At 48.5% G+C, this 2,858-nt stretch carries 2 protein-coding genes; both read right to left on the reverse strand.

Annotation, left to right across the window (positions count from 1 at the left end; translation table 11 throughout):
* Positions 1-382 precede the first annotated feature (382 nt).
* A complete protein-coding gene (locus VZT47_RS09940; RefSeq protein WP_330224805.1) occupies positions 383-1,069 on the reverse strand; it encodes an HAD hydrolase-like protein in 687 nt (228 codons plus the stop codon).
* A gap of 506 nt (positions 1,070-1,575) precedes the next feature.
* Positions 1,576-2,040, reverse strand: a complete 465-nt coding sequence (locus VZT47_RS09945; RefSeq protein WP_330224806.1) for an endonuclease domain-containing protein — start codon at positions 2,038-2,040, stop codon at positions 1,576-1,578.
* Positions 2,041-2,858 lie beyond the last annotated feature (818 nt).

Raw genomic sequence — 2,858 nt, forward strand, 5'->3', positions numbered from 1 at the left:
ATTTTTTCCATTGTGTCAAGCTTTCCGCGCATTAAAATTTAAAATTAATAAATTAAAAAGCGTATCCTGCTGGATACGCTAAAATGGGGTTATATAATTGTCTGTTTTTAGGAGTAAATCCTTAAGTGTGTGCCATTACCTAACCTTGGGGAGCCTGAAACGATAGCATGCTGTACTTTTATCTCAATTGGCATGGAGTGGATATTGTATATAAAAATGCGCCGCTTTACAACTTTTTCGCGGCGCACCTTCCCGGATTCCGATTTCCGGAATATCGCAATCTTCAGCATGCGTTCAGGGGTACAGGTAAAATCGACAATCCACTGGTGGATGAATGGCCTGAAGGGCCTGATGGGGAACTGGGAACTTATATGCAAGCCAATTACAGTTTCAATACTCCTGAAATTTCCCCAGGTTTATCTACAATCTCATCAGCTCCCGCTTTTTCCAGTTCTTCCCTTGTCCCGTACCCATAGGTAACCCCGAGGGAGGCGATGCCTGTTTCTTTTGCTCCTTCGATGTCGTAGTGAGTGTCTCCGATCATGACGGATTCTTTGAGGAGGGTTTCTTTCGAAAAGCCTTTTTCTTCCAGGAGGGAGAAGACTTTCAGGATGGTCCTGGCTTTCTGACTGTGTCCGTCGGGGGCTTTCAGTTCATCTTCCGGATTGGATCCGCAGATGATGGTGAAATAGTCAGTGAAGCTGAACATTTCAATGATTTTCTTCACGAAAGGTTCCGGTTTGCTGGAAGCTACGGCTAAAATACGGCCTTCTTCTTTTGCTCTTCTTAGGACTTCTCCAATCCCTTCATAAGTGGAACAGAGGAGAAGGCCTCCTTTATTTTCGTACATGTCCCGGAAATGGGTGACCGCGGTGGCAATGTCTTCCTCGGACAGGTGGTAGAGTTCTCTCAGCCGTACGTTCAGCGGCGGACCGATGAAGGTCTTTAGGACTTTTTCGTCCGTTTCATGGATGCCCACAAAAGTCAGCCCGTAAGCCATGGATTTCATAATACCCGGAGCGGACTCGGAAATCGTACCGTCTAAATCAAAGAGTAAGAATTTTTTCATGGTATACCTTTCTATGGAATGCCCTGTCGATAGTTGTAATCATGGAAAAAGGGCTTGATCATGGCAAAGTTTAGCGGAAAGGGGGGAAGCATCAGCCGCCTTTGGCGGCTGTTCGGTCAAGCCCCCCTCGAGAGGGGGGCTGGCTGCGAAGCAGACTGGGGGGGACGAATGCCCGCGCAGTATCGGATAGCATGGGAGCGGGAATACAGATTAGCAGGATCATCATGCTTCTCTATTTCTGTCGCTCCTGCCTGGAAACATTTCGACATGTTCGTCCTCCCACCCCTTTGGGGAGCCCTCCTCTCGAGGAGGGCTATTCGCCGGGCAGGGCCAGGGTTTGAGTCAATAGCAAAAAGATTTATCTGCTTTTGATTTTCTGTTGACAGAGATGAATATCGTTTCGACTTGTTCCCCCTCACCGGCTTTGCCGGAGCTCCCCTCTCGAGGGGAGCTGTTCGCCGGGCAGGGCCAGCTTTTGAGTCAGTTGGTACAGTTACAGTCCTGCTTTAGTTCTGAAATACTTTTACTGCTTTTTCTTCTATCCGGTTTATGATATCCTGGCAGACACCGGGGAAGTTTTCATTGACTTCCTTATTGGAGTATCTTACGACTTCAAATCCCCAGTATTGCAGTTTCTTTGTACGGGCAGCGTCATAAGCACGGCCTTTTTCCGTATAGTGCTGTCCACCATCTATTTCTATAATTAAATCCAGTTCAAAGCAGCAGAAGTCAACGATATAATGACCAATAACTTTCTGGTGAATGAATTCGGGCCCCCGGTCGTTGAATAGAAGGAAAAAGCGATACCATAAATTCTTTTCCTGTTCAGTCATATGTTTGCGAAGTTCCTTTTTCCTCTTCATCATCTCTTCGCTGACCGGCGCATTGATCCCTTCTATGACTTCCCCGCGGTGTTTATCTTTGGAGGGTTCGTACACTGTCACTTCCATAATCGGCACCTCACTGATCATACCCAGAAACTCCTGCTATCTGTAGTATATCAGAAATGGGGAGGCCCATGTACGAAAAAAGGCCGCAAAAGCGGCGGATGGGTCAAGCCCCCCTCGAGATGCTCTCGAACGCCTTCTGAAGGACCGAAGGGACACACAGAAGGCAGTGAGAGTCATGCCGCAGCGGGGGGCTGGCTGCGTCAGACTGGGGGGACGAATGTCCGCGCAATATCGGACAGCATGGGAGCGGGAATACAAATTAGCAGGAAAATTTATCATGATTAATGATTTATGACGCTCCTGCCGGGTATGGTTTCGACTTGTTCGTCCTCCCACCGCTTCGCGGAGCCCTCCTCTCGAGGAGGGCTGGACGCCGGGCATGACTTACTTTTGAGTCATTTGGTGAATGAGTCATATTGCCGACTTCGTCGGCTATTCGGTCAAGCCCCCCTCGAGAGGGGGGCTGGCTGCGAAGCAGACTGGGGGGACGAATGCCCGCGCACTATCGGATAGCATGGGAGCGGGAATACAGATCAGCAGGAAAATCATGTTTTGTGATTTCTGTCGCTCCTGCCAGGAAACGTTTCGACATGTTCGTCCTCCCACCCCTTCGCGGAGCCCTCCGGGATGCTTGTACCTTTTATCTCATTTTCGACTTGTACGATAGTACATCCCCCCAGTCGCCTTTGGCGACAGCCCCCCGAACTTCGGGTAATGGCACACACTTAAGGATTTACTCCTAAAAACAGACAATTACATAACCCTATTTTAGCGTATCCAGCAGGATACGCTTTTTAATTTATTAATTTTAAATTTTAATGCGCGGAAAGCTTGACACA

The sequence above is a fragment of the Dialister sp. genome, from assembly GCF_036343215.1.
Classification (GTDB): domain Bacteria; phylum Bacillota; class Negativicutes; order Veillonellales; family Dialisteraceae; genus Dialister.